This is a genomic window from Enteractinococcus coprophilus, from assembly GCF_006716305.1.
Classification (GTDB): domain Bacteria; phylum Actinomycetota; class Actinomycetes; order Actinomycetales; family Micrococcaceae; genus Yaniella; species Yaniella coprophila.
In genome coordinates, this window is the sequence record NZ_VFOU01000003.1 from 651,138 (window position 1) to 678,021 (window position 26,884).

26 protein-coding genes are annotated in these 26,884 nt (G+C 57.6%); 9 read left to right on the top strand and 17 right to left on the bottom strand.

What is annotated here, in order from left to right:
• The 5 genes from FB556_RS10960 to pdxS form a co-directional block, all read right to left on the bottom strand.
• Nucleotides 1-618 (bottom strand): alpha/beta hydrolase, encoded by a 618-nt coding sequence (locus FB556_RS10960; protein ID WP_141867571.1) that lies wholly within the window; start codon nucleotides 616-618, stop codon nucleotides 1-3.
• Between the two features lie 13 nt (nucleotides 619-631).
• Nucleotides 632-1,129, bottom strand: coding sequence for a DUF456 domain-containing protein (locus FB556_RS10965; protein ID WP_246057401.1), 498 nt, complete (start codon nucleotides 1,127-1,129; stop codon nucleotides 632-634).
• Nucleotides 1,130-1,138: 9 nt separating this feature from the next.
• Nucleotides 1,139-2,494 (bottom strand): endonuclease/exonuclease/phosphatase family protein, encoded by a 1,356-nt coding sequence (locus tag FB556_RS10970; protein WP_141867573.1) that lies wholly within the window; start codon nucleotides 2,492-2,494, stop codon nucleotides 1,139-1,141.
• Between the two features lie 407 nt (nucleotides 2,495-2,901).
• Nucleotides 2,902-3,828, bottom strand: coding sequence for an EamA family transporter (locus FB556_RS10975; protein ID WP_141867575.1), 927 nt, complete (start codon nucleotides 3,826-3,828; stop codon nucleotides 2,902-2,904).
• Nucleotides 3,829-3,857: 29 nt separating this feature from the next.
• On the bottom strand, nucleotides 3,858-4,736 hold the full coding sequence (pdxS, locus tag FB556_RS10980; RefSeq protein ID WP_141867577.1) for a pyridoxal 5'-phosphate synthase lyase subunit PdxS: 879 nt from the start codon (nucleotides 4,734-4,736) through the stop codon (nucleotides 3,858-3,860).
• Nucleotides 4,737-4,865: 129 nt separating this feature from the next.
• Between pdxS and FB556_RS10985 the strand changes: the two genes are divergently transcribed.
• From FB556_RS10985 to FB556_RS11000, 4 genes are all read left to right on the top strand, one after another.
• Nucleotides 4,866-5,600: an AzlC family ABC transporter permease gene (locus FB556_RS10985; protein ID WP_141867579.1), complete on the top strand. Its 735-nt coding sequence runs from the start codon at nucleotides 4,866-4,868 to the stop codon at nucleotides 5,598-5,600.
• A complete protein-coding gene (locus tag FB556_RS10990) occupies nucleotides 5,581-5,940 on the top strand; it encodes a branched-chain amino acid transporter permease (protein ID WP_141867581.1) in 360 nt (119 codons plus the stop codon). Before FB556_RS10985 ends, FB556_RS10990 begins: the two co-directional genes overlap by 20 nt.
• A 72-nt stretch (nucleotides 5,941-6,012) precedes the next feature.
• Entirely contained in the window at nucleotides 6,013-7,236 is a 1,224-nt protein-coding gene (locus tag FB556_RS10995; RefSeq protein ID WP_141867583.1) for an MFS transporter, read from the top strand.
• A gap of 37 nt (nucleotides 7,237-7,273) precedes the next feature.
• Nucleotides 7,274-8,032, top strand: coding sequence for an SDR family NAD(P)-dependent oxidoreductase (locus FB556_RS11000; protein ID WP_141867585.1), 759 nt, complete (start codon nucleotides 7,274-7,276; stop codon nucleotides 8,030-8,032).
• 85 nt (nucleotides 8,033-8,117) lie between these two features.
• Here the strand turns inward: FB556_RS11000 and FB556_RS11005 are convergent, their stop codons facing one another.
• From FB556_RS11005 to FB556_RS11015, 3 genes are all read right to left on the bottom strand, one after another.
• A complete protein-coding gene (locus tag FB556_RS11005; RefSeq protein WP_141867587.1) occupies nucleotides 8,118-8,924 on the bottom strand; it encodes a hypothetical protein in 807 nt (268 codons plus the stop codon).
• 55 nt (nucleotides 8,925-8,979) lie between these two features.
• A complete protein-coding gene (locus FB556_RS11010; protein ID WP_170200449.1) occupies nucleotides 8,980-9,639 on the bottom strand; it encodes a 4a-hydroxytetrahydrobiopterin dehydratase in 660 nt (219 codons plus the stop codon).
• Nucleotides 9,640-9,797: 158 nt separating this feature from the next.
• Nucleotides 9,798-12,209: an LPXTG cell wall anchor domain-containing protein gene (locus tag FB556_RS11015; RefSeq protein ID WP_170200450.1), complete on the bottom strand. Its 2,412-nt coding sequence runs from the start codon at nucleotides 12,207-12,209 to the stop codon at nucleotides 9,798-9,800.
• Nucleotides 12,210-12,710: 501 nt separating this feature from the next.
• Here FB556_RS11015 and FB556_RS11020 point away from each other — a divergent pair.
• Nucleotides 12,711-12,938 carry an ATP-binding cassette domain-containing protein gene (locus FB556_RS11020; RefSeq protein WP_141867593.1) on the top strand — a complete coding sequence of 76 codons (228 nt, stop codon included), beginning with the start codon at nucleotides 12,711-12,713 and terminating at the stop codon, nucleotides 12,936-12,938.
• Nucleotides 12,939-13,305: 367 nt separating this feature from the next.
• Here the strand turns inward: FB556_RS11020 and FB556_RS11030 are convergent, their stop codons facing one another.
• The 7 genes from FB556_RS11030 to FB556_RS11060 form a co-directional block, all read right to left on the bottom strand.
• On the bottom strand, nucleotides 13,306-14,025 hold the full coding sequence (locus tag FB556_RS11030) for a hypothetical protein (RefSeq protein ID WP_141867597.1): 720 nt from the start codon (nucleotides 14,023-14,025) through the stop codon (nucleotides 13,306-13,308).
• A gap of 11 nt (nucleotides 14,026-14,036) precedes the next feature.
• On the bottom strand, nucleotides 14,037-14,687 hold the full coding sequence (locus FB556_RS11035) for a SatD family protein (protein WP_141867599.1): 651 nt from the start codon (nucleotides 14,685-14,687) through the stop codon (nucleotides 14,037-14,039).
• A gap of 58 nt (nucleotides 14,688-14,745) precedes the next feature.
• On the bottom strand, nucleotides 14,746-16,191 hold the full coding sequence (locus FB556_RS11040) for an L-lactate permease (RefSeq protein ID WP_246057403.1): 1,446 nt from the start codon (nucleotides 16,189-16,191) through the stop codon (nucleotides 14,746-14,748).
• Nucleotides 16,192-16,451: 260 nt separating this feature from the next.
• Nucleotides 16,452-18,305: a hypothetical protein gene (locus tag FB556_RS11045; RefSeq protein ID WP_141867603.1), complete on the bottom strand. Its 1,854-nt coding sequence runs from the start codon at nucleotides 18,303-18,305 to the stop codon at nucleotides 16,452-16,454.
• Between the two features lie 61 nt (nucleotides 18,306-18,366).
• Nucleotides 18,367-18,612: a hypothetical protein gene (locus FB556_RS11050; protein WP_141867605.1), complete on the bottom strand. Its 246-nt coding sequence runs from the start codon at nucleotides 18,610-18,612 to the stop codon at nucleotides 18,367-18,369.
• Nucleotides 18,613-18,885: 273 nt separating this feature from the next.
• Nucleotides 18,886-19,155 (bottom strand): DUF6480 family protein, encoded by a 270-nt coding sequence (locus FB556_RS11055; RefSeq protein ID WP_211344034.1) that lies wholly within the window; start codon nucleotides 19,153-19,155, stop codon nucleotides 18,886-18,888.
• Between the two features lie 208 nt (nucleotides 19,156-19,363).
• Nucleotides 19,364-19,627, bottom strand: coding sequence for a hypothetical protein (locus FB556_RS11060; RefSeq protein WP_141867607.1), 264 nt, complete (start codon nucleotides 19,625-19,627; stop codon nucleotides 19,364-19,366).
• A gap of 341 nt (nucleotides 19,628-19,968) precedes the next feature.
• Here FB556_RS11060 and FB556_RS11065 point away from each other — a divergent pair, with 341 nt between their 5' ends.
• Nucleotides 19,969-21,363 carry a short-chain fatty acid transporter gene (locus FB556_RS11065; protein WP_379984754.1) on the top strand — a complete coding sequence of 465 codons (1,395 nt, stop codon included), beginning with the start codon at nucleotides 19,969-19,971 and terminating at the stop codon, nucleotides 21,361-21,363.
• Between the two features lie 7 nt (nucleotides 21,364-21,370).
• Here the strand turns inward: FB556_RS11065 and aroQ are convergent, their stop codons facing one another.
• Together aroQ and FB556_RS11075 are read right to left on the bottom strand one after the other, a co-directional pair.
• Nucleotides 21,371-21,823 (bottom strand): type II 3-dehydroquinate dehydratase, encoded by a 453-nt coding sequence (gene aroQ / locus FB556_RS11070; protein WP_141867609.1) that lies wholly within the window; start codon nucleotides 21,821-21,823, stop codon nucleotides 21,371-21,373.
• A gap of 30 nt (nucleotides 21,824-21,853) precedes the next feature.
• Nucleotides 21,854-22,621 carry an IclR family transcriptional regulator gene (locus tag FB556_RS11075; RefSeq protein WP_141867611.1) on the bottom strand — a complete coding sequence of 256 codons (768 nt, stop codon included), beginning with the start codon at nucleotides 22,619-22,621 and terminating at the stop codon, nucleotides 21,854-21,856.
• A gap of 158 nt (nucleotides 22,622-22,779) precedes the next feature.
• Here FB556_RS11075 and FB556_RS11080 point away from each other — a divergent pair, with 158 nt between their 5' ends.
• From FB556_RS11080 to FB556_RS11090, 3 genes are read left to right on the top strand one after another with little or no spacing between them, the layout of a single operon-like run.
• Nucleotides 22,780-24,156 (top strand): MFS transporter, encoded by a 1,377-nt coding sequence (locus FB556_RS11080; RefSeq protein WP_141867612.1) that lies wholly within the window; start codon nucleotides 22,780-22,782, stop codon nucleotides 24,154-24,156.
• Complete coding sequence (locus tag FB556_RS11085; RefSeq protein ID WP_141867615.1) at nucleotides 24,153-25,049, top strand: shikimate dehydrogenase; 897 nt, start codon at nucleotides 24,153-24,155, stop codon at nucleotides 25,047-25,049. Before FB556_RS11080 ends, FB556_RS11085 begins: the two co-directional genes overlap by 4 nt.
• Nucleotides 25,046-26,884 (top strand): sugar phosphate isomerase/epimerase and 4-hydroxyphenylpyruvate domain-containing protein, encoded by a 1,839-nt coding sequence (locus FB556_RS11090; protein ID WP_141867617.1) that lies wholly within the window; start codon nucleotides 25,046-25,048, stop codon nucleotides 26,882-26,884. The genes FB556_RS11085 and FB556_RS11090 overlap by 4 nt, the downstream gene beginning before the upstream one ends.

Sequence of the window (26,884 nt, forward strand, 5' to 3'; positions counted from 1 at the left end):
TCAGCTCACATTCTGAGTAAGAAACGGTGTGATGGCCGAGGTGGTTTTAGCTTCAACGAAACGGGTGTGGGTTGTCAACCACTGCGTAGCGAATTCCGCGGAGGGATGGTCAAACTCCTCCCCGAAAGTGATCCACAAAACACGCTTTGACTCGGCGTTTTCCTCCTGTCCTTCCAGCGCGGCCAGCATCGGGTTATCGATCACGTACCCGTTGAGTCCAACCACGCCGCTCAGTGCTTCCGGCCGCACTCGCAGCAGGGTAGTGGCCAAGGCGGCTCCTTGGCCGACGCCAATCGCTTGGATGCTGTCATAGGAGGTGGTGCCGTATTCGTCGTCGTCGATGGCGTCGAACACACGGTGAGCAGCGGAGAGGATCTCTGGGAAGTTTTGGTACTGATGGTCTTGACTGGTGAACCATTGGTGGCCGAAAGCGGCATTGAACCCGGCCTGCAAGGCGAGTCCCGTGGTGCCGGGCGGTAGGTGTGAGAAGTAGTGTTCGGCGACCGTTTCGGGGGTGGAGCCGGCGTCGTGGAAGATCAGCACCAGGTTGGTGGTGCGAAGGTGTTCGGGAAGGGACCAGATTGCTCGGTGACCGGTGGCAAGCGTTTCAGCGTACATGCCCTTACTCTAGTCAAGCGCTGGTGAGAAAGTGGATGAGAACGCCCACACCGAAGATGGCGATGGCCATGATGATGCAGCCGAGCTCAACGAGCATGCCGATCCCCATGGCTTTGAGGGCTTCAAGCGAGGAGCGAAAAGCAGCCACGGGGTCGCGGCGTCGGTAGTATTCGGCGCCAAACAAGCCGAGGGCAAAGCCGATGAAGATCCCGAAGAAGGGGATGAGAAACAGCCCGACGATGGCCGAAGCGGTCGCGATGATTATCGGTGTATTTGGGATGCGTTCGCGTCGCATGGTCCGGCCCGTCAGGACCAGGGAGGCGCTCCAACCGACAAGTGCTAGGGCGGCTGCGATGACGCCGGTAGCCCAGGAGGCGGTGGATCCGATCCTCCAGGCCCAGGCGATCATGGTGATGATAGCGATCGGTGAGCCGGGCAGGACGGGAAAGATGAGACCGCCCAGGGCGACGAGCATCAACAGGGCGGCAAGGACTGTGACTATAACTTCCACAGTGTCAGGTTACTCGCCGATGGCGATGTCTGCCCAAACCATGTGGTGAGTATTCTCGGGTGATTGCATACCGAAGGTGCTGCGATACACATCAGTGCGCTCGTTACCGGTTTCGAACACTCCAGCGTCCGTCACCGTGAGGTCGGCACCCGGCAGCACATAGTCGGCGCGGTACGTCTGGCCGGCGTTATCTGGATCGGGTGCGGTGTGGTGTTCGGCGTCGGGATTATTTGGTAGCACGCCGCGACCCAGAACATTGGGCGGCAGGGTGTGTTCTTGCTGAGGATCGATAAGAGCGTCGGACTTTAGCAGCTCTGCGATGGTGTCTGATGTACTTGGGCCGTTGTCTTCCGGGTCGGCTTTGAGTGAGCCGGCAATGACGAAGGCGGCGTCGTCCTCTAGCGGGCCACGGTCGCCCCGGTGATCCAAAATGTACTCGGTGTCTGACTCAAGATAGTCTTGCCAGAACCGAATTTGATCGTTGTTGCGAGCCTGTCCGTGCGGGGAGGTGGAGACATCTGCGGCTGCTGAAGCAAGCACATGCAACGTTTCGCCCTCGACTGCCACGGGGATATCCCAGTGCGCTACAGATGATAGTGGCAAAATATTGCGTTCCAGGTCGGTGAGGTTTTTCGGAATGCTGTTATCGGGCATGCTCTCCCAGGGCATGGACGAAAAATCTCGAATCTTGTCAGCATCCAGCGGGTACATCGAGTACACGATCATGGATGACTGACCGGGGAACTCGCCGTAGCCTAAGGCATCACCGGGTCCACCAATCGTGCCGTCACGATCTAGGTCGGCGCCTGAGTCCACGCCGGCGTTGGTCTGATTGGCGTAGAGATAAGGGTAGGTGATGCCGGCAAATTCTTCACTGCCCACGGCGAGGTAGTTGGTGTTGAAAGCTTTTGCGATATTCTCGCCGGCGTCAGCATCAATACCGGTCAGCACTAAGACGTCGGGGCGGACGGTTTGGATGATGCGCGCTACCTCGGTGGCGTCTTCGGCGCCGGGGGCTGACAGGTCCTCCAGGAGATCTCCGGCGGAATCACGCGTCAGAGCCGCGTTATAGGTCGCGACGCGCAGCGAGTCGGGCTGTGGGCTCTCCAGAACGGGCACGGCATCGGCCGGCAGGACCTCGCCGCCGGCTTCTTCGGCAGCAGGCTCTTCACCGATCATCTCGCGTGCACCATCGGCGGTCACATCTGCTTCAGGTCGCGGACAATATCCTAGGTCCGGTGCCGTGCCGGCCTCATCGGCTACCGCAGCCTGAATCGGAGACGCAAAACTCAGCGCGAGACATCCGGCCGCAGCCGCGATGAGCGCTGTTTTTTGCACTCGAAAAACAGAGCGGAAATTGTGCATATCGGCTAGCTTAGACGCCCAGTGAATGCGGGAAAAGTTGAGGTTAGGTTTGCGCAACTTACTTGAAATCCTTAAATTTTCACATAAGCGCATGGGCATGCCGATCCTGGCGGTTACCCGGTGGTACAACCAAAAGTTGTGCTACACATTCTTGACCGGACTGTGATCATTCTGTGATCAAAGCGGGTCGTTTCAGGCATTTATTTTGTCGCAACCCGACAGCTGACATGGCAACACGCTGTGACGCATGTCACCGTGTGCGGATGCGCGATTCCTGGGTACCTTTTGAGAAACTCCACTAAAATCCACCGCAAGCCACCGGGAAAGAGCTCCTCATAGAATTTCGTTGAACAAAACAATGTTTGAGAGCAACATCGAGAAGAACTCGGGACTGACCGGGGTATTCCTTACCCCGGCCCGCTTTCCCGTTCGTCGCGGGCTCGCACTTCATGCTGGTCCACTACTTCGCGGCTCAAGCGGGCTGCACTGACCGTCATGCCGATGGTTGCGCCGATGATGAGGAAGATTGCCACGCTGCGCAGTACCCCGAAGGTCTGCTCAAGGAGCACCCACCCGATCAGTGCCGCAAACACCGGCTCGAGACTGAGCAGAATAGAAAACGCATTTCGTGGTAGGCGGCGTAGTGCTGCCATCTCAAAGGAGACCGGAATGACGGTGGACAGCACAGCCATTGCCAGTGCTAGCCAGTAAATCTCGGGAGTGAGGGCCAAATCGACCATGCCACTAAACCCGACGGGTAGCAGCACGAGGGCGGCAACGATGGTTGCCACTGGCAGCCCCTCAAGGCCAGCGAGCTGTCGCCCTACCCTGGCGCTGAACAGAATATAAAACGCCCAGGACACCCCGGACAAGGCGGCAAACAGGATGCCCAGCAGATCAAAGGTCACGTCTGCTGCAAGAGATTCGACCCCTAATACCACCAGCCCGAGTCCCGCCAGGCCGATCCAGATGAGGTCGCGCCGATTTGTAGATAAGAACACCGCCAGCGCTAAGGGGCCAACGAACTCAATGGCAACGGCCACACCGAGCGGGATGCGCTCGACTGCGGCATAGAAGAACCCGTTGAGTCCGGCAAGGGTAATGCCAAAAAGTACGACGTCGCGCCAGGCGGTTTTCGTCCAGCGCCACGGGGTTGGGCGGGCCAGCAGCATGAGAAAAACGGAGGCGAGGATGAGGCGTACCGCGGTGACGCCCCAGGCTCCGCCGATGGGAAACAGTTGGGTGGCGACGGCCGCTCCAAGCGGCAGCGCGAAGGTCGCAGCCATCACCAAGACCACACCGGTTATTGATATCCCGCGGGTGCGACCTCCCAACGTGTTCCTCCTTGGCAGCTAGCGGCGCATTACCATCCGCGTTCTGCCAGACGGTGTGGTGCCGGAATTTCGGATACATTCAAACCCACCATCGCATCACCAATGCCGCGAGAGGCGTCGGCGATTGCTTTGGGGTCGTTGTAATTCTGGACGGCGCTCACGATGGCCTTGGCGCGCGCAGTGGGGTTGTCGGAGTGGAAAATACCAGAGCCAACGAATACGCCATCAGCACCCATTTGCATCATCATGGCCGCATCGGCTGGGGTTGCGATCCCACCGGCGGTAAACAGCCCAACAGGTAGTTTACCGTCTTTAGCAATCTGCTTCACCAGCTCATAGGGCGCCTGCAACTCTTTAGCAGCCACAAACAGTTCGTTTTCGTCCAGGGACGTCAGCGCCGCGATCTCTGCGTTCAGGGTGCGAATGTGTTTCATAGCTTCCGAGACGTCACCGGTGCCGGCCTCACCCTTGGACCGGATCATTGCCGCACCTTCGGTGATGCGACGCAGCGCCTCGCCCAGGTGTGTTGCGCCACAAACAAAGGGGGTTTCGAAGTCCCACTTATTGACGTGGTGCACGTAGTCCGCCGGGGAGAGCACCTCAGATTCATCAATGAAGTCGACACCTAGGACTTCGAGAATCTGCGCTTCGACGAAGTGTCCGATACGGACCTTGGCCATGACGGGAATGTCGACGGCTTCGATAATAGATTCGATCAACTCTGGGGCTGAGGTGCGAGCGATGCCGCCTTCCGCGCGGATGTCAGCGGGCACTCGTTCCAGCGCCATGACGGCAATCGCGCCGGCTTCCTCGGCGATCCGGGCTTGTTCTGGGGTGACCACGTCCATGATCACTCCCCCACGGAATTGATCGGTCAGTCCTGTCTTTACGGTGGCTTGCGAGCTCATAGCATCCTTTCGTCTTTGGCCTAGGCCATAATTTTGACCTAGGCCAAAGATTAGCTTAACTTTGACAGCGGATCTTCGACGTTGCGAAATACAACCTCGCGCGCACAAACTTGCTGGGATTATGAAGCTATGCACAAGGAGTCGCTGGCCCACACATCACCGCTGGATTACCGCCGAGAGATCCGTACCGGGCTGAAACTTGGTCTCGGCCCCGGGCTCGGGCTCTTTCCGATGGGTGTCGCCCTGGGACTATTGGCTGTCCAATCGGGCCTACCCGGCTGGGGCGTCCCTGCCTTGTCGACGTTCGGATATGCCGGGTCGCTTGAATTTTTGATGATCGACCTGCTGATGACCGGCACCGGACTGCTCACGATCGCTGTCACCACGTTTTTCGTCAACTTCCGCCACGTGTTCTACGCGTTTTCTTTTCCGCTGCACGTGGTGAAAAATCCGATCGCGAAGTTTTACTCAATGCACGCGCTGATCGACGAAGCCTACGCCGTCACGGCCGCAAACCCGACCGGCTGGACCGCACCGCGATTGCTAGCCATGCAAATCTCCATGCAGGTCTACTGGGTCGGCGGTGGCATCGTCGGGGTGCTCGTCGCCTGGACCATCCCCGGCACCATCGAAGGTTTGGATTTTGCCCTGCTTGCCCTGTTCATTACGCTCACGCTCGATGCCGTGCGCACGCGCGAACAGCTCCCCTCCCTGATTATCGCAGTCATCGCGGTATTTGCAGCCGCACTCATCGCACCTGAGCAGATCATCTTCGCTGGCATGATCATCTTCATGGCGCTACTGACCATCCGGTATTTCACCGCAAAACGAAAGGGCGGGCTCTATGATCCTGCTGGCAACTAACACCCCGGCCCCACCCGCCACGTGGTACATCATCGCCGCCGTCGCGATCATGTTCACCGTGACATTCACGCTGCGCGCCCTGCCGTTTGCGATCCTTGCTAACCTGCGCGGCTCGAAGTTCGTCAACATCATGGCTTTATGGATGCCCGCCGGGATTCTTGGTCTCTTGGCCATGGTGATTTTCTACTCCACCGCGACCGACCCCGCCACTGACTTATGGAAATTACTCGTCGCCGTCGCCGTCACCATCGCCTCGCACTTACTCTTAGGACGACGGACGCTCGTCTCAATCGGGCTCGGCACCGTGACCTACGTGATATTAGTAAATTTCATTGGCTAAATGTTGCCACACTAACTTCGAAGCCACCGGGTTATAGCTACACTTGGCAAGAGCCTCACCGGAAGGACTTCGATGCGCAATATCACCCCGTGGCTGTTGGCCGTACCGTCCTTATTCTTCATGGCTTGGGGTGGGAACCACTTCACGCCGCTGCTGCCGCTCTACGGCGAAGTCGCCGACCTGATCCCGTGGCAGACCAACATGCTGCTGGGCACCTATGTCTTCGGGCTGATCCCCGGTCTGCTGGCCGCCGCGGCCTTGTCAGATGTGTACGGGCGGAAACCGATCACACTGGCCGGGCTGATCTCCTCGGCGGTAGGCAACATGCTCATTCTCCTGGGGCCAATCTCACTGTCGATGCTCTACACCGGCCGGTTCTTTGCCGGTCTTGCCGTGGGCATCGGCATGTCCGTGGGAACTTCCTGGATCAAAGAGCTTTCCTCCCCCGCCTGGGATCCCAACGCCACCGTTGGCGCCGGCGCTCGGCGGCCGTCACTGACCATGACACTGGGCTTCGGCGTGGGGGCCGCGGTCACCGGTATCCTCGCACAGTGGGCGCCGAATCCCACCGTCATACCATTTATCTTCACGGTCACGCTCTTGGTACTGACTATCATCCCGACGGCGCTTGCACCCGAAACAGTTGGCCCGAAAGCACCGCAACTGCCACCCCAGGCTTCCTGGGTGGGCCAATTGCGCACACCCAGCGCCGGTCACCCAGATTTCCTGATCAAGGTCGCAACTGCGGCTCCGTGGGTGTTCGGTGCCGGGGGTGTCGCCTATGGTTTATTGCCACAGATTATGTCCGATGCGACCGGGGATCTCACGACGCTTTATGCCACCACCCTGGCGGTACTCACATTGGGCATCGGTGCCTTCGTTCAACCGTTTGCTCAGAAACTCGACCGCAGACTCGACGGGCGCGGCCTGCCGCTGGGTTTAGCGCTCGTCGTCATCGGGTTAGGCACCGCGTCGCTGGCAGCACTGTATTCAGGGCCAGTCATCGGCATCATTGCAGCCGCCGTGCTCGGCCTGGGGTACGGTACGGTGCTAGTCACCGGGTTAACTCGCGTCCAGCAAATTGCTCCGCCACGTGATCTTGCCGGCCTGACCGGGATCTTCTACGCTCTCACCTATGTGGGGTTTCTGTTCCCCACCGTGATCGCCGCACTGCTGCCGGTCATGCCCTACAGCACCACGCTGCTGGTCTTTGCTGGATTGGCAGTGATTTCCACGATCATCGCGTTCGGTCGCATTCGTCGGGTGCGTGGCTCGTGGTATAAAGGTCGCGACTAGCCCGTTAGACGGATAACACCGAAGGAAATGAGTACCCATGGCGCAGTTTTCAGATCGAACAGCACTCGTCACCGGCGCAGGCTCGGGCATTGGTGAAGCCGTAGCGAAACAGCTCGCGGCAGCAGGCGCCAACGTCGTCGTCTCCGATATTGACCTTGATGCGGCCAAACGCGTGGCCTCCGAGATTGAACAAGCCGGTGCCAATGCTTCAGCGTTCAAGGCTGATACAGCGTCGAAGGAAGATAATAAAGCGGCTGTTGACCACGCAGTTGAGACCTATGGTGGCCTGCACCTGGCCGTCAACAACGCAGGCATTGGTGGCAAGGCTGCACCGGTAGGCGAACTTGATCTCGACGATTGGGATCGCGTGATCAGCATTAACCTCAACGGCGTGCTCTACGGTATGCGGTACCAGATCCCAGCGATGCTGGAGGCCGGCGCTGACAAAAGCGCGATCGTGAACATTTCCTCGATTCACGGGTCGGTTGCTGCTCCGAACAACGCCGCGTACACCGCAGCCAAACACGGTCTGGTTGGTCTAACCAAGAATGCTGCTGCCGAGTACGGTCCGCAGAACCTGCGTATCAACGCTGTTGGTCCGGGGTACATTCGCACGCCGTTGCTCGAAAAGTCACTGGATGATGCGACCATGACCGTCTTGGCAGAAAAGCACACCCTGCACCGTCTGGGGACCTCTGAGGAAGTCGCCAACTTGGTGCTCTTCCTACTGAGCGACCAAGCATCGTTCATCACCGGCTCGTACCACCTGGTTGATGGCGGCTACACCGCGATCTAAGGAGTTCTAACGAATAAAGCATGAGATAGCTCACGGAACAGTTCGCTGAAACGTTCCGCGAGTTTTTGTGTGCATGCAGGCGGTGTTATTCATTGACGTGGACTTTAAAGCTACGAATAACGTTAAGCAGTTGTTCATACTCTTCAGTCTCTACGAGCGCCTGCATCGCTTCCAAACCTTCTAACCCAGTGAGTTTTTCTGCGCCGTTCTGGTTGATGGTCCCGGCTGCGATGGTGATGACCTCTTCCCACCACTGGCCCGCCGTTGATACTGAATATGGTGTAATGAAGGCCGACATACCACCACCTATCTCCTCAGGCTCACCGAGCTCGGCTTTCGAGACATATGGTGCGACTACCAAGAGGTATTGTTCATCATCAAAACGTCCATCGAACATCCCAAAGTGCGGCCGCCCTTGGACTGAAGGATTTTCGCCGATGACCGCGCGTAGCCATATAGGCTCGCTTCCTTCGCCGACGTAGCCAATGTCGAGCGGTTCAGCATGGAGTAGCTCGACCTCATTTGGGTCAATTGCAGCGACATCAGGCCATGGAACGTTCGTAAATACATCGACTGCTACCGTCTCATCCAGATTGGTGATGGTCGCTTGGTGGGCGGTATAGCCATTGAACTCCGGGGCTGATCCGTCAGCCATGATGGTCTCCGTCATATCTTGAATGTCAGCGTTCCACGACTCTGGGATTTCGATGGTGAGATGACCATCGGTGAGTTCAACACTGGTTTTTGAATCGGTAGTCTCCGTCGGCGCGGCGGATGTGGTCTCCTTTGGCTTAGGTGAAGTCGCCTGGGGCGCTGAGCATCCGGCCGCTGCCACAGCAAACGCCAATCCAGAAACAACGACACAATACCCTACGCCCTTCGATCTTTGCATGGATACCACACTAGGAAATGGTGGCGTCCGTGGCGAGAGTTCATTCTCCGCTCAGCTAGCCTTCTGCCCGCAGGATGACGCGGTTACCGTCGGCATCTGCCAGTTCCCACCGATCGGTAGCATTGGCATCGCTGAGCAACCGACCGCCTGCGTCGACGGCTGCCTGCCGGCGCTCTTTGACCAACGATGCTGGCACGTACACCTCGAAGTGCACGTTACCCGGTGCTGGGATGGCGTCGTCATCGCTGCCCGAAATTCTGGAGAGTTCCTGGAATCGGATCGGCGGCAGGACGTCAGAACGGTCGACCAGCAGATGCTCGTCGCCCTTGGCGGCTTTGAAATCGAAGATGGCTTTCCAGAACGGTTTGATCGCCTCGACGTTGGCGCTGACCAGCACGACTGCAGCGCGCGTGATCTTTTCGGGCTGGCGCTTGAGCCCCATTTCCTCGATCAACACGTTCACCGCGGTGGCAAACTTCAAATCACGGTCGGTCAGTCCGCCGACGTCGTGGCTGACCACGCGCATCCGAATCGTGTTGTAGCGGATATCGAAATCGGGGTGGTGGTTCTGGGCTTCGGCCAGATTGGTGAAGCGGTTGACGAATTCGATGGCTTGCACAAAATCTTTGGCGCGTACGCTGATCTCCAATCGGCCGTCAACGACGGTCCAATCGGACAGCTGCTCTTGGGCTTGGGATGAGGTCACGTTGGTCATGGTAGGCCTCCTGACGGCGTGGACACCGGGTCGCATTTCACCTCAAGTCTGGCAGCTGGGTGTATCAGTGTCGAGGGTTGTTGAATACACAAACCGGCCTCTTCCACGTGAGCAGAAGAGGCCGGTCTGGATTTGAACTAGTCGTTACCGTCTATGGGTTATGCGGTGCGACCGAAGAGGCGTTTGCGGTTGGCAAATGCCAGCAGTGCACCTCCAGCTAGCAGCAGTCCACCGGCAAGCATGCCAAACTGGATGCCGTTAGCCCCAGTCTGGGCCAGGCCGCTTGCGCCGTTGAGATCAACTGGGCCGGTTGAGCCGCGATCGTCATCGGAGCCGCCGGTACCACCGGTGGAGTCGTCGCCGTCGACGACGGTGAAGGATCCACTCAGAGTCTGAGCCTCACCGTCCTCGTCAACGTAGGTGACAACGGTGTTGTATTCACCCAGGTAGACGGACGGATTAGCGACGTCATATCCGTAGATCACGAATGAGGCGACACCGTCTTCTTCGACAGGGGCGGTGCTTTCGAAGTCGCTGACGTATTCCGGACCGGTCACGGCATAGGAAATCTCAGTACCTGGTTCCAAACCCTGCACGGTGTGTGCAACGCCTGCACCGTCTTCTGGATCACCGATGAAGTCATCCAGTTCGATGCGTTCAGGATCGATTGTCAGAGACGGATCAACCACCTGGTCACTTGCATCCAGAACGGTGTATTCAACCGACGCTGTCCGTTCGGTAGTCAGGTCAGTGACGGTAAGCGTCTGAACACCGGTGTCAGCGTCATCAGCTATCGGCAGGTCAGTGTCGATCTCGCCGTCATCATCGGCGGTCAGGGTCTCGGTTGGGTTCCACTCGATCTCGACGTTGCCTTCAGGAGTGAGGTTCCAGATCTCAACATCTAGCGATTCGCCCTGGTATACCTCATCGGATTCCAGTTCGATTTCGATGTCTTCTGTGATTTCGTCAACCACGCGGAAGTGTACCGGACCCAGCTCCTGGGGCTCGCCGGCTTCATCTTTATAGACTACCGTGACAGAGTAACGGCCAAGGTAGACGGATGGATCGCTGGCCTTCTCGTCACCGTAAACTGAGAACCGAGCGGTGCCATCAGCATCTGTGGTTTCGGTTGCTTCAAGATCCGCTACCGGACCCGAAGCGGTGGCCATGTAGGTGAAGTCCGTGTTTGGTTCCAGTCCTTCAACGAGGAAGCCAACGCCGGATTCACCGTCATCGCTACCAACAAACTCATCCAGTGTGATCTGAGTGCGATCTGCGGTCAGAGTTGGCTCGACATCTTCGGCTGCTTCAGCAACCGTGTATTCAGCGGTACCGACTGTCCCTGTTTCGTCATCTGTCACCGTGACAGTTTTCTCGCTTGGCTGAGCATTTTCTGGGATAGTGATTTCAGCTCCGTACTCACCATCCGAGGTGGACTCAACGATCTGAGCTTCCACCCCTTCGAGGCCGAAGTCCACGGTCACATCGCTATTAGGAGTGGCGTTATTGCCAGTGACGTGCAACGTTCCACCTTGTGGAATGGAGCCGTCGTCATTTGCATCTGGTGAATGTACGCTCACCTGTGGGTTTTCACTCGTAACGTCGAAGCTGCCTTCGGCAAGCTGGACTTCGCTTCCTGACTCAGTCACGATCACGCTGTAGGCTCCGACGTAGATGTCGCGGAGATCCTCAGCGCCCTGGATACTGTATGTCGCGACGCCATCACCGCCAGCAGTCGCCGTACCGCTGAGTTCGTCAATCGGGTTGTACCGATTGCTGACTGCCACGTCCACGACTTGGTTTGGCTCAAGTTCTCGGATGGTCAGGGTCACGCCGTTGTCGCGGAACTCTTCCTCTGACAGGGTCTCAGGGTTGATGTCCATCGTCACATCAGTGATGTTGAACGTCTCAACCTCGTAGCGGCCTGTGTCAACATCGGTCGCGGTGACATGATACAGACCAGGGGCTCCCTCGACTGACATCACGTCATCGAGTACGCCCTCGTCATCTGCGAACGTATCGTAGTTGATAGGGGTGGCATCGGGGTCGTCGGAGGTGACTATCTTGACGTCGATATCCCCACCTGGGGTGAAGCCTGAGCCGGAGAGATCTATCTGTGTTCCGGAGGGGCCGGAGCGCGGACTAACGGCGAACCTGAGCTCTCCCAATTCCGCGTCATCTGGCTCGGTGTTGTCTTCTCCGCCGTCGCCATCATCGCCATCATCCTGCTGAGTCTGAAAGCGGGATTGCGTCTCTGGCGATGGCTCGGCACTGGTTTCCGAGCTGGTTGGTTCTTCGGTCACCGGCTCGGTTGGTTCGACTTCTTCCCCAAGATCGCCAGTTTCAGCGCTACCGCTGTCTTTGACACTGGTTTCGTCATCCGGGGCTGTAGGAGTCTCGGATGAGTCCTGTGAGCTGGCTTCAGGCTTAACCGTAGCGATGGCCGGCGTTGCTTCTTCATCTGCCAGTGCGGCGGGAACGACCACCGCAAATGAGCTGAAGGCTAGGGCAGAACCTGCGAGCACAGCTGCCGCCAACCGCCCTTTCTTCTTTATTGATTCTTCCGCCATGCGGAGTCTTCCCTTCGAGTAGTGAGAGCTCCGTTTAACGCAGCGCATTGCATCACGCCAAACGAATGAAATCCATCATGAGATCACAAAGACATGTGAACCCGAGCACAGGCTAACAGTCGTCGACCCTGCTCGCCAGCATTCATTTGCCCTTTCAATTGAAGGTATACCCTCTGACTGCGCAGGATTTCGGGACAAACTGAATCTACGCTAGCGCCTTTCCGCAGAACACAAACGCCAACTGGACAGTCGTCGCGGAAAATCCCCGTGAGTTCATCCTTACTAGTGGGATCAGAATTCCATGCGCAAACTGGTCAACAACATGCCGGTTCATTAGACTGCGGGCATGGCATTACAACAAGTTCTCTACCTCTAACAGCGACTGGTTTTCGCGCTCGAAAACATTCTGATTCGAGTTCGCGTCGACACACCCATTCCTGACCGATCTGGTCGCTGTTCATTTTCCGTGCCCTTTTGCACGGGACTTTTCTAGGACTTCTTATGCCTTTCGAATCTAACCATCTGGCGCATTCTGGCGCCCAAATTACCCTCCACGCCGTCGATGTGACACTTGGTGGCAACCCTATTCTGCACGACGTCCATCTCACGGTGACGCCATCGTCCCGAATCAGCATTATCGGTGAAAATGGTCGTGGCAAAACGACCCTGCTGCACGTTCTTGCCGGCAGGCTGACCCGGATGCAGTGCCGCGGTAGTGTCTGCGGATAACGTGAGTGTGGCCGATCGATTGACGTCGAAGGTTTCGCTCAAACTGTCAGGTGATGATCGTCTGGTCGTGACCGGTCCAAATGGGGCGGGCAACTTAACGCTCTTGCAGGTTCGGGCCAACCAGTTAGCACCAACAACCGGTAGTGTTCAGCATCACGCTTCGGCACGGGTTGCCCTGCTGGAATAGGAGTCTGAATTGCCACCGCGGCCGCGGTCATCATGGCGACCCATGATCGGCAACTGCTGCGGGATACCGATCATTGGCCTGCTTTGGCGCTGGAGAACACTGCGGTGACCACCACTTCGTAGTGCCGACCCTCGGCAACTCGAAACCCCTTATATCATCGATAATATAACGGGTTTCGCGCTAGAGGAGGATGCTTGCTAGGAGTGCCGCGCCGCCCGCCAGCCCCCAGCTGGCAAGACTACCCACGAGGAATTCTTCGGCTTTCGTTCCGGCTTGGACTGGGTCGTCACGCTTTGCATCAGCGGAGATTTCGGGAAAACGAACTATTCCTTTGGCGGCCATGAGTGCTGCAACCACGTGGTAGGCGCCAACCACGGCAAGCACCATAATGAAGATGCGCTCCAGCGGGCCAATGACCCGCCCACCTTTCAGACGGCTCCCCGGGACCGCGCCGGCTGCTTGTCCGTCAGCACCAAGCTCTCGACCTGAAAGCAGCAGGATTGCGCGGGTGAGACGGTTGCCAGTTTGCGTCAGCAATATCGCTAGTGCAAGCCACATCAGCCCGGCCGGAACGGCGGCACTGAGCAGCGCGATATCCAACCAGGTAAAGCCTGCGAGAATGACCACGAGACCAACTGCTGACCAGGCAAAGAGTTCAGGCACAGATCGTGCTTGGCCGCTCTGCTCGACGGGACCGTTCATCCGTTCGGCAATGAAATACCAGGCGGCCGCGACAAAGGCAGCCACAGCTCCGACCCACCCCTCGGGCCGAATCCAGAAGGCAGCGGCAACGGTGACCGCGACCCACCACACCAGTTGGACATAGCGCACGGTCTGGACCGGCAAGCGGGCTTGGGCCAAGCCGATCAGATCGGTGACACCAACTGCCAAAATAGTCATCACAACTAGCATCAAGACTCCTCTTTCGCAGCACTGTCACCTTGCACTGTTTCCAGGGTGGCGTCTGCGTCCAATAATGCCATGGCACCCGACCGGTGAAGGGCTTGAGACACTGCGGCCTGCGAGATCCGCTCGGCGCGCGCGGCGTCTTGCTGTGTCGCACCGGCCAGCAGTGCCGCAAATAATCTGCGCTCACGAGCTTTCATACGCGCCACAATGTGATCGCGGAATAATAATTGCGCGGTGATCGCAGCGGTCAATTCCGGGTCGTCTGCCATAAATCCGGTGAGCACTTCGTCTCGACGCTGCTGGAGTTCTTCGATAGTTTCGATTGCTTGGCGAGCATTGAACCAGGCCGTGCCATCCTGGATGGGTCCGACTTCACCTTCTTCGACAGTGTTGATCTGGCCAACGCCGATACCAAATCGCAGACGCAGACCCCCGGGCAGCAGTGCCTGGACCCGTACAGCAATGCGTAGCGCGTCCTGCCATGTCGCAGCAATAAGTTGAAACTCGTCCCCCACCGTGGCCCATGCCGGACGAACGGCAGGTACTGCAGCTTCAGCACCTGAGAAAGCTTCGAGGATAGCCCGCTGGGCGGCTGCACGATCTTTCAGATCACGAGAGCCAACAATGTCTGCAATAATTCCAACGGCCTGCATCACCCCTCCACAATAACACTTATAAGATCATGAATATAAGCGTTTCTATCACGAAGCTCTAGCCCGTCATAGGTAAGAAGATCACGGCCACAATCCCCCACAGCGTCAGGCTCAACAGCACGATCGGTAAGAGCACTTTCACCAATGCCCCACGAGAGAGTGTTGGTTTTGGTGTCGTACTGCGCTGATATACCTCAGCCATGCGATAGGCCAGTTCGATGCGTGCCGGTCCGGCGATAATGGCCCAACCGGCAGCGGAGTTCTGCATGCCCATGGTCCAGAGTGGTGACACACCTAGCCCTTGAGCGGCGGCTACTTGGGTGGCACCAAACATTGCGTTTGCACCGGTGCCAGATGCGGTGATATAGCCCGAGAGACCAGCAACGAATGGCAACAAGAAGAGATACACCGGACCCAGATCGACCAGACTGCCAGCAATGACGTCTGCTAGTCCCCCGCCGGCAATGATCACGCCGAGCAGGATGTATAACGCTGTGGGCATCGCAGCGTTCCACCACATATGCAGTGAAGCCTTCGGTAAAGCACGCATGCTATCGGCATCGACGGGCAAAAACGTGAGGGAGACGAGCGCACCAGTTGTTGACCACAAGGCAGGGGAAGCGAGCACTTCACCAAGCACTCCGAGGTCGTAGGCCCGATAGATTAGCTGGCCGGTGATCGTACCAATCATCAAGATCAGGTATGGGATCAATGACCGGCCGGGACCAGGGGTCAGACGGCCACGTCTGATATACAGCAGCCAAAGAACTGACATCATCAGCGTTGAGACCGCACCAGCTACCGGCGTGCCCAGCAACAGGTTTGCAATCATCGTTAACGCCCAAAGCAGGAGACCGGAGCCCGCGCCGACCCCCGCCCAGGCAAAGCGTTGGCCCCAGGAGAGTTTCTGATCGGTCAGGCCATTACCCGCAACAATCGACACCGCAACACCGGAGACGACGAACGGGATAAGGTTCATCAATCCCGAAACCAACCCCATGTCCGTCAAGGAAGCGCCAGCGACTTCGGCAGCGACTAGCGTTCCTGGACCCATTGAACCCCAAGGGCCGATCATGAGTCCTAAAAGCGTCAGGAGTGCTGCCCGATAGGGTGTAAAACCTAGCGAGAGCAGCAACGGCAGACCAATCAGCACAGAAACACCAAAGCCGGTGACCGTTTCGAGAAACGGTACGACTCCGTGCGCCATTAGCAAGGCGGCGGCAATGGTGGGACCGCCCGCAGACAACCAATTGGCTAGCTTGCGTTGTGCTCCGGTTCGGTCCATGACACCCGATAACAGCACACCACCACCGATGATGGCCAGCACCTTTATGAGGGTCCAGAAGTTGTCATTCCAAGCAGTGATGAGGTCATCAGCGGGTGCTTTGAAATACCACAGGGCGACGGCGGCCGCACTGAATGTGCCGAGCAGCGGCGGCACCGTACCGGAGATGCGAGGAATAGCTAATAACCCGAGGGTGAACAGCACGGGCACGATGGCCATGAACAATCCCACTTACCCGCTGCCCCCTCAACACTTCAGATCACAATCTCCTAGCATAGCTACCTTGTCACTGGTGATCGGGACAATCAGACATCTAGAGACGCGAGTTGTAAACCACGCGCCAGGAATGGGTTTGTCAAAGGTCTGATGCGTGACGCTCAGTTTTTCTGCACTCCTATCAAAGGCTTGCTGGGTATGGTCATGGCGACTTCAGAGCCACATGGTTACGCGCATGATTATTACCAGGTTTAAAAAGCGGGTTAATCTGCGTTGCTCAGCAGTTCGGTGAGGTGTTGGACGGCAGTCGACAATCCCAGCACAACAGGTCTGTGCAGTGTTTTTGGCACATGCAGCCGACCATCGCGAATTTGCACCAATCCCATATCCCGCAAATACCGCAAGCTTCTGCAGTACGAGACATTCGTGATGCGAACTCCGATATCTACGTCGGGATCGGGTTCACTCAGCGGAATGTCGGCACCCGACATGGCACTGGTGAGATGATTAATAACTAACGCGGTCGCAGGGACTTCATAGTGTGTTCGTTCAAAATGATGCAAAAGTACATTGGCAATCCATAAACCAACGACTAACTCAGCATTCTCTACGGCCAAGTCTTCCCTGAAAAATTCTGTAGCGCCGGGCCCTTGCCTGACCCGGGAGGCGGTCAATTCGATAATCTCCAGTACCTCAAGTGCTGTCCACCAGGACACCAATTCCGGAACCTCTAGCGCGGATTGAACGCTATAGGTTTTCATGCGATCTGGCAGGTGCGGCAAGTCGGCATTCGGTGCTGTTGACGAGCTGGCCATGAGGTCTTCGAAAGCCGTTGGCTCATAATGCAGTTCCGGCTTCGTAGCAGCGCCGACCGCCTGGACACCGATCATACCGGCAAGCCGTTGGATATCAGTTCGTCGAGGCACCTGGTTTGCAGTCACGGGCTGCGAGGTGTTCAACCACTGGCCTAGCTCATGCAGTCCGGCGACGATTGGCAGCTGGCGGATAGCGGCAGCCCGATCAGCCAGGGGCGCCATATCTGCGGCATCAATGATCTGCCGAAACTGTTCAGCCAGCGGATCCTCGCCAACCTCTGTTTCAAATGTTTCCAATACTTCAAGCCACGGTGCGGGATCGTCCGAATCTTCGACCCGGAACGCGACATAGTTTGAGATGGCATGCATACTTTCCATGACGTTCTGGTAGTCGAGCGAAAATTGGATGGAGGCCAACCAGGGATGGATAGCACTTGGATCATCTGGGTCCAAGCCAGCTTCTAGAGCCTGCATCACGAGGTCAATAAAAAGCTCGTATATTTCGTCGACGTCCTCATCGTCGTATTGGTCACTCAACCAGAACTGGAATTCCTCATACTGCTCTTCTTGAGCAATCCGCTGCTCCACTTCTGGTCTGAGTGGAATGCTATCTATGTGTTCTTTTGAAAGTGGCTTACCCGGCAAAAGCTCTGGGAGCACCTCATTGACTGCGATCTGCCGAACAGCAGCAATAGCTGCGATAGAAACATAGATCAAGTATGCTCCGGCGCGCGCGAGCTCCAGTCCGCCATGATTTGCAAGGAGGTTGCCATATGAGCGAACTGCGCGGCCTTTATGAGCTAATACCTGAAGATCCTCAGCAGCCGACCGAGTAGCTGGCGGACCAAACGTTAACTTAGCGCTTCGGAGGATATTTTCAAGCGAGGGATCCGTGTACCATTTGTCGAGCGTTTCCAGTGCAACGCCGGTGAGGTGGCCAATACTAGGCCGCATGTGAGTCGGCTCCTGGCCAATCGAAGCGAAAATTTTCTGTAGTTGCTCTGCAGTGCCACTGTCGAGGGCGTATACGATGCTGGACAGCGTCAAAAGTGTCACGGCCTCTTGGTCACCCACCGGGGTGATCTGTTCTAGGTTATGACGTTCGACGGCACGAGCCATCGCGGCATCGAGTTCTTCAACCTCAACGTCGTCGAGGTTCTCTAGATCGATACCGTCTGCTGCAAGCAATGGTGCGATCTCTTGCATGACTTGGTCTGCCATATCGGGCTGCCGTGCACTCCCAGCGACTGGTGGAAGTCCGAAGGATTCTGGATCTTCAAATGGCATTTTCTGCTCGCTCATGCCACAAAAATAGCAGCCGACAGTGCCTTAGCAATAGCCACTGTCGGCGTCCTGTGGATATCTAAAACGGGAGCGGCTCGTAATCTGGGGTGACGATCAGAAGCCCAACAACGCGGCGTTGTTCATCGATTGCAACCCGCCCCATCATTTCGCCAGCTTCGTGCCGGATCCTCGTCACACCGATAACAGTGCCCAACATGTTCGTAGCTTCATCAATGCGGTCACCGCCTGGCACTACGACATGAGTGTCCCCGTATGACTCCTTGGCTCGTTCGATTTCTTTATATGCTTCCCGGCTAGGGTCCATAAAGCTGGTAAACCAACGGCTGACGACCCTGTCAGCCTAAAAATGGCGCCGCGTGGCAATACTAGGAATGAGCCCAAAAGAGCGGGTGCCAAGTCTGACCTCATCATCCGCCAGCTCAGCTGGACGCCGCCGGGCCGAAAGTATCGGACGAAGGCCTGGGAGCGTTTGAAGGCACACTTATTTGTTCACCAATTGTGGCGCAGTCAGGACAATAGCCATGGCCTCACTGGAGGTCATGGCTATTGCGGATGAAACTAGAGGGACGCTACTGCACTAATCCCACAGGCCGATGGCATAGGCGACGAATATTAGCGCCAAAAGAGCCACCAGCACGATCATCACAACCAACATGGTTTTCGAACGTGGTGGCCGTGCTTCCGGTGCGTGAGGGGGCGTTGAGGTCGCTGATTGCGAGTCCGGTGGGGTATGCCCTGGTTTGACTCCGCCACCGGCTTCTAGGTCGGCATCGCCGGTGACGCCCGGATCGATATTGGGATTCCTGGCTTCGTGATCTTCTGGACGTCCCGATTGTTGGTTCGACACTGTGATTCACCTCCGGTGGGCCTGCACGGGTTTCCCCTGGCAGGCTTTATTAGGTCTGTATTCAGCGTAAAGGCGGCTGCGAGCGCTGACAAGGTTGAAACTATAACTGAAGCACCGATCGCTTTTGCTATGACAGCAAAAGGACCAGTAAGCATCGGATGACACCTACTAGCCCTTTGCACTGTTATCTCGGATAACGCCCGAGCAACTAATATTTCTCTTTACCCGTGGCAATCTTTCGAATGCGGATGATCGCAAAGATGATCAGCGCGGCGGCGAGAACGAAAAGTACGTAGCCTACCGCATCAGGTTGGGCTGACACGGTAATAAACCGGACACCTATACCAATGAGCAAGACGGCCCCCACCAGGCTGACTGGCACCATGAAAAACCCCATGCGGGTGGGTGTTTTCCCATGTTCAGGGTCTGGCCGCTGGGGCTGTTGGTCCGGAACTTTATTTTGAGGATTCATCACGACTCCTTTCACCCTTCCTTTGAGGAAGCTATAACGCCACGCTAGTGGCTCCGCAGAACTGGCGAAAGGTCTTCTCTCCGCAAGAAAACTCATAAGTTCACTGGAAAAGCCTGAAAATCAGCTTCACCGTCGGGATTTTTCCATAATGTCAAGGCTTTTCCAATGATTCAACAAACCATCCGAGCGTGGCGCGCCCACCTGCCCATTCTTGAGACCAATGTCATCATCTGGCGCTTCACCGCCGCGTGGGGTGTACGCTTTTTCGCCAAGTCAGACTGTCGTAGCATCCAAAGCACGGAGTGTGCATCTGGTACGCCCTTGAACTTGAGGAGTCTGACATGTCATCCCCCGATTCACGTTCCAGCACTGAGACTATTCAGCGGAAGGAGGGTACGCCCATTTCTCGGGCGATGCGACCGCTGAACAACCTCGTCGAGCGGTTCATCCCGTCGGCGTTAGTTTTCTCGATTCTGCTGACCTTCGTCGTCGTGATCCTGGCGCTCATCCTGACCGACACTGCTCCGGGCGATTTGGTGTTGCACTGGGGTGACGGGCTGGCTGGTCTTTTAGACTTCATCACGCAGATGGCTCTGATCTTGTTATTCGGGCACATGTTGGCCAATACCGGTCCGGTCCGACGCGGTCTGGCATTTCTGGGCGGTGTTCCGCGCACCGAGTTGGCTGCATACGTTTTCGTGTTTCTGGTTGCTGCGCTGGCGAGCCTCATCACCTGGGGGCTAGGGCTCGTCGTGGGGGCGTTATTAGCCCGAGAAGTTGCATACCAAGGTGACCAACGCGGGTTGAAGCTCCACTTCCCCATGCTCGTGGCATCTGGCTTTGCCGGTTTCGTTGTCTGGCACATGGGTTACTCGGCATCGGGACCACTCACTGCGGCCACACCCGACTCGTTCCTAGCCGAATCCTTGGGCGGCGAGACCGTTCCCATCAGCCAGACGGTGTTCTCCGGCTGGAACATGATCGCAGCGGTGGTCACTATTTTGGTGGTTGGGTTATCGCTGTATCTTATTGCGCCACGCAAGGGTGACAAGATCACCCAATTGACGGTCGATATTCGACAACAAGCAGACGACGGCCAAGAAGAAGTAGTCACCCCCGCTGACCGGTTGGATGCAAGTCGCATCGTGACCCTGCTCCTGGGCTTGATGCTCGTGGTCTATCTCGTGCTGCACTTCGCCCAGGGCGGCACGCTCACCCTGGATACCGTTAACTGGTCGTTCCTTGCACTGATTTTGTTGTTAGTGCGCAACCCGTTCGAACTGATCGCGCTGACCAAGAATGCCGCTGCAAATGTTGGCGAGATCTTATTGCAGTTCCCGCTCTATGCAGGAATTCTTGGACTGATGGTCGGTTCCGGTCTGATTCAGGTCTTCTCAGATGCCTTCGTCTCGATCTCGAATCCCACGACTTTTGGACTCTTGGCCTTCTTATCTGCCGGCCTGGTGAACTTCTTCGTACCTTCCGGTGGTGGACAGTTCGCGGTTCAAGGACCAATCATGCTGTCAGCCGGTGCCGAATTAGGGGTCGCGCCAGAAATTACCATCATGGCCGTAGCGTACGGGGACCAGTGGACCAATATGATTCAGCCGTTCTGGGCCATCCCGCTGCTGGCCATTGCCGGGTTGAAGATGCGCGACATCCTGGGATATACCACCATCGTGCTGCTTGCCTCCGGGGTGGTCTTCGGCGCGACCCTGCTCATCGTGTCACTCTAGGCCACCATCACTGTTCGGCGCGGTGCGCCAGCGCCTGCATGCCCAACTCATAACCATAGGAGCCAAGGCCCACGATCACTCCGGCGGCAACCGGCGACAAATAGGAATGATGACGGAAGGCTTCTCGGGCATGGACATTAGAAATGTGCACTTCGATGGTGGGAACGAAGGCGCCGGAGATCGCATCGGCCAGGGCAACTGAAGTGTGGGTATAGGCACCAGCGTTCAGGACGACACCAACGCTGGTGTCGTCGGCCACTTGGGCGCCGGCTTCGTGGATCCAGTCGACGAGCTCGCCCTCGTGGTTGCTCTGGCGAAATACCAGTTCCAGTCCGAGCTCGTCGGCGACCTGTTGACAGGTCGATTCAATATCCGCCAGGGTCTGCGTGCCATAGGTTGCCGGGTCGCGCAGGCCGAGCAGGTTGAGATTGGGACCATTGAGGACGTAGATAGTTTTCATAAGATTCCTTATCATCTCAACGCGACTCATCTAGCCGCGTGGCTGGATCGTGGTCAGGGCGATCGCCAACTGATAGGCAGCGACATCGAGCGCTTCGCGATGTTGCACTAAACCGGTTTTGGTCGCACGGAATAACGGTGCGGCAATGACAACGGCCCCGAGCACCTTACCATCGGAGCCAACCACCGGGGTCCCGATAGCGTTCATCCCGAGGTCGACTTCTTCTGACTGATAGAGGTATCCGACTTCGCGTCCGTGCGCAATTTGTCTTTGCAGCGCGGCAGCATCGGAGACGGTGTGTGCTGTACGAGGCGCAAACGTGAGCTGTTCAATGAGCTCATCTGCCTCGTGTGGCGGTAAGCCAGCCAAGATGGCTTTGCCCATCGCAGAAACATGCAAAGGTAGCCGGTCCCCCGGATCCGTGGTCTGGCGGAACTCCGGACCATCCACCGTATGAACCGTGACGGTGTCGAGTCCGTCGCGGACAGCGAACAGGCATGACTCGTTGGTCGTTTCTGACAATCGCTGCAGCACCGGCAGAATCGTGCCGTCGTAACCGCGTACCGACGCGACTTTCGAGCTGAGCTCAAAAATCACCAGCCCTGGCCGATACTGTTTCGTTGCGGCATCAAACTCTGCAAAGCCACTGGCAACTAGCGAATTCAGCAACCGGTAGGCGGTAGAAAAGGGCAACCCTGAGTCTTTTGCAAACACGGCGGCGGGCGCCCCCGATGGATACTGGCCCATCAGGCGCAGTAAGTCCAGTCCCTTCGCCAGGGTGGAACTTCCGGAACTCATCGCTGCTCCTTTACTTGGCGACCCCGCTCACAATAAGTCAGCGGCCGTTCACGTGTCGCTTGACACGCTGGTGTGTGGTGGCTCATTGTTAACTAGTTATCAATATTCAACAACAATTGCCACATAATGGCAATGCGATGAGAAGGTCGGGTGATCTTATGTCTGCCGCAGCAGCTAAGGTCCAGGCAGCCGGTGAAGCTCAGCTACCAGAGCGCACACCCAAACGCGCTGCGTTAGCAAGCTGGGTTGGCTCAGCTTTGGAGTACTACGATTTCGCAGTCTATGGAACCGCCGCAGCGTTAGTACTCAATACGTTGTTCTTCCCCGAAGAGACCTCCCCGGGGGTTGCCGTCTTACTGGCGATGGGGACCGTAGGTGTCGCGTATATCGTGCGGCCGTTTGGTGCCTTAATCATGGGTCCGCTCGCCGACCGGCTGGGACGTCGTTTCGTGCTGATGCTGACCCTATTCATGATGGGTGGTGCAACGTTTGCCATTGGGTTCTTACCCACCTACGAGGACGTTGGATTCCTGGCCCCCGCACTATTGGTCTTGTGTCGCATCATTCAGGGCCTATCGGCTTCCGGCGAGCAAGCCTCTGCGATCTCTGTGTCGCTCGAACACTCTGATGACGACCGCCGCGCACTGACTTCCTCATGGACCTTGCACGGCACTCAGGCCGGCACTTTATTAGCCACCGGCATTTTCATCCCCCTGACCGCGTTTCTCAACGACGAACAGCTGTACTCTTGGGGCTGGCGCATCCCGTTTTGGATCTCAGCCGTTGTGGTTGTTGTGGCATGGTTGATCCGTCGCCACCTGGAGGAACCACCATCGTTTGAAGCCCGCCGCCGTGAAACCGTGGCTTTGACCCCGTTGAAGCAGACCCTCCGGTTCCACTGGCGCGCCGTATTACGTGTCACCGCGTGTGCATTGATCAACACGATCAATATTTACATCACCGTATGGGCCATTTCGTTTGCGACCAACGGCCACGGCCTGGATCGTTCCACGATGCTATGGGTTCCGGTATTAGCAAACCTCCTAGCCCTCGTAGCCATTCCGCTTGCCGGCAACTTGGCCGACCGGATCGGACGCAAGAAAGTGTTCATCACCGGGGCCCTGGGTTCTGCGGTCTTTGTCTACCCCTACCTGTACTTCATCGCCCAAGGCAATGTGGTCGCCCTGTTTATCTGTGGCGTACTGATGTCCGGAGCAATGTATTCTGCCGCCAATGCAGTTTGGCCTTCGTTCTATGCCGAGCAGTTCCCCACCCGGGTCCGCGCTACCGGCCTTGCCCTGGGCACCCAGCTTGGATTCGCGCTATCCGGGGGGCTTGTCCCGGTGGTTGCGACCCTGCTTGCCGGTGACGAGCAGACCAACTGGTTCCCACCAGCCGTCTTCGCCACCGTCATCTGCGTGGTCGTGGCGCTGACCGCGATGACCGCCAAGGAAACCTATGCTGCGACCCTGGACGAAGTCGATGACATGCACACCACCGATGCAGAACGTGCCGCGTTAGCAGGACACCGATGAGCACCCCCAGCTACCTCATGGGCCTAATCGGTGAAGGCGTGCGCCCCTCACTGACCCCACCCATGCACGAACGCGAGGCCACCGCCCAGCAGCTTCGATTTGTTTACCGGCCGATTGATCTCACAGAACTCAATCTGCCTGCAACCGCGGTCGGTGACCTCCTGCAGGCCGGCATCGCGCTGGGCTTCAACGCTTTCAATATCACCCACCCGTGCAAACAGCTGGTGCTGAAGTATTTGGACCACGTTGATCCGGCCGCACAGCGGCTGGGCGCCTGCAACACGGTGCTCATCGACGACGGCAAACTCATCGGCTATAACACCGACCGATCCGGATTCGCTTCGGCATTAGCACTCGAGCTACCCGACGCCGACCTGACCGACGTCGTCCTGTTGGGCGCCGGCGGTGCAGGCGCAGCAGTAGCCGATGCACTCGTGGGGGCAGGTACCAAACGCCTGTCGATTATTGATCCGCAACCTGAACGAGCCCAGATCTTGGCAGACCAGGTCCAGCACGCACAGCCGGTGGGCTCAGCGCTGGAGATTCAGGTCGGTTCTCCAGCCGATGCAACCCGGTGGATCCCGCAGGCCACCGGGCTGGTCAATGCCAGCCCGGTCGGCATGTTCTCCCATCCGGGACTACCCGTGGACGTGGATTTGCTCGATGCGGGTATGTGGGTCGCCGATATCGTGTACCGCCCAGCGGTCACTGAACTTATCGCACACGCCAGTGCGCTGGGCTGTGCGGTGATGCCCGGCAAAGCGATGGCCGTGGGCCAAGCGGCCGATACGTTCCAGCTCGTCACCGGCATGGTACCTGACCGTCAGCGCATGTACGCTCATCTCAACGAACTGGTGGCATCCGAAGACCACCGCCTCAGGGAGAATGCATGAAAACGTCGATTGCCACAGTGTGTCTGGCCGGCACACTGGAAGAGAAAATGCAGGCCTGCGCCAGAGCCGGATTCGACGGGATCGAGATCTTTGAACAAGACCTCGTCGTCTCGCCGTCTTCACCGGCCGAAATCAAGGCGTTGGCTGAGCGACTCAACCTCAGCCTGGACCTCTACCAACCATTCCGGGACCTGGAGGGCGTGACCGAGGAAGTATTCCAGGATAACTTGCGCCGGTTGGAAGCCACATTCCAACTGATGCAACAGTTGGGCATGGATCTGATCTTGGTCCCGTCCAACGTGGCCACCGCGACTGTGGACGACGACGCCGTCGTGGCCGAACAATTACACCGTGCTGCGGAACTGGCCGCCCGCTACGACATGCGCATCGCCTATGAAGCCTTAGCCTGGGGCACCTATGTCAACACGTACTGGCACAGCTGGGAACTGGTGCAATCTGCCAATCACCCAAACCTCGGGGTGTGTCTTGACTCGTTTCATATCCTGTCGAAAAACGACGATCCCTCCCTGATCCCAGAGATACCTGGCGAGAAGATCTTTTTCGTCCAACTCGCCGATGCCCCAGAGCTGGGTATGGATTTACTGCCGTGGTCGCGCCACCACCGGGTATTCCCCGGCGAGGGCAGCTTCGCGATGTTCGAGTTCATGGCCTACCTCACCCAGACCGGCTACCAAGGCCCGCTGTCGCTGGAGATCTTCAACGACGTGTTCCGCGAGACCGACCCGGATATCACCGCCGTCGACGGACTGCGCTCGTTACGCTGGATCCAGCAGGGTGCCCGCGGTCTGCTGGCCAAGGAGCACCCATTCCGGCAGATCCTGACACCCATGCCCAAGGTCGACCCCATTGAAGTCATTGATCATATCGAAATCAGTACCGATGTGCCCGACCGCTGCGGGGCACTGCTGGGCTCATTGGGTTTCACCTTCGTGGGTCAACACCGCAGAAAAACCGCCCAGCTGTTTGTCTGCGGGGACGTCAAAGTCGTGCTGACCCCCAATCGAGCCGAGGGCACCTTCATCACCTCGGTGGCCGTCCAGGTCGCCAACAGCGCCGATGCGTTGGCACGTGCAGAAGCCCTCGGCGCGACCCCGGTGTCGCGTCCGGTCACCGCCGATGAAGCTCGGCTCAAAGGCGTGCTGGGTCCCGGCGGTATGCAGGTGTTCTTCATTGACGATGCCGCGGCCGCCTGGCCCGAAGAATTCGGCTATGACGCCACGAACCAAGACAACACCTCGAGTCACGTGCGGTTGGATCATCTCAATGTGCCAGAGGCCCGCGACCATTTCGGGGCCTCGGTGCTGTTCACCCGCGCGTTACTGCGCTTGGAGCCACTGCCGAGCCAAGATGTGGCTTCCCCGCGCGGACTCGTCCACTCTCAAGTCCTCCAATCCCCCGACGCCGGGATCCGGTGGGTGTTCAACCAGGTCCCACCGACCTACACCAACCGCACCGGTGAACCCGTACGCTACCCCGGGCACATTGCCCTGGCCGTCGAGGATATCGAAACCCGGGCTCAAGCCGCGATCGACGCCGGCCTGGTCGTCTTGCCCATCGCGAGCAATTACTATGCCGACCTACACGCTCGGTTCGGCATTGACCACGAGACTCTGCAGCGCTGGCAGTCCCTAGGCATCCTGTATGACCGCAATGCCGAGGGCGAGTTCCTCCACGTGTATTCCGAGACCATCGGTGGATTATTCATCGAACTGGTTCAACGCATCGGCGACTACCAGGATTACGGTCCCGGCAACGCCGCGGTGCGTCTGGCGGCTCAAGACCACTACGAGCAGCACCACCGCACGAAGCGGTAG